Genomic DNA, 299 nt, shown 5'->3' with positions numbered 1-299 from the left:
AGGGCGTGCTGATCATCCCGACCGACGCCGACAAGGCGATGGTGCTTCTGTCCTTCTTCACGCAATCCGTCCTGCTGCCGCCGGGCGGCGAGCCCGTACTCGTCGACGAAATCTGGCAGATCGGCCCGATCGGCCGCGAATATGCCGACCGCCCCGGGGATTCCGTCCTCAAGACCGCCGAGAAATGCGCAAAGGTTCTCGCCGATCTCGGTCTCGCCAAGGCCCAGATCGGCAGGATCGGCGACCGCACGTCGCTGACCCTCTGGTCTGCGCTCGACGAACTGATGCCGAAGAACAAG

The 299-nt window shown here is 64.5% G+C and carries 1 pseudogene; it reads left to right on the top strand.

Features of this window, described 5'->3' with window-relative positions:
• Positions 1 to 299, top strand: a pseudogene (locus AF337_RS15410) (aminopeptidase P family protein); the annotation flags it as partial.

This window comes from Rhizobium ecuadorense (assembly GCF_001187535.1).
GTDB classification, from domain to species: domain Bacteria; phylum Pseudomonadota; class Alphaproteobacteria; order Rhizobiales; family Rhizobiaceae; genus Rhizobium; species Rhizobium ecuadorense.
This window is presented reverse-complemented; position numbering and strand designations above follow the sequence as displayed.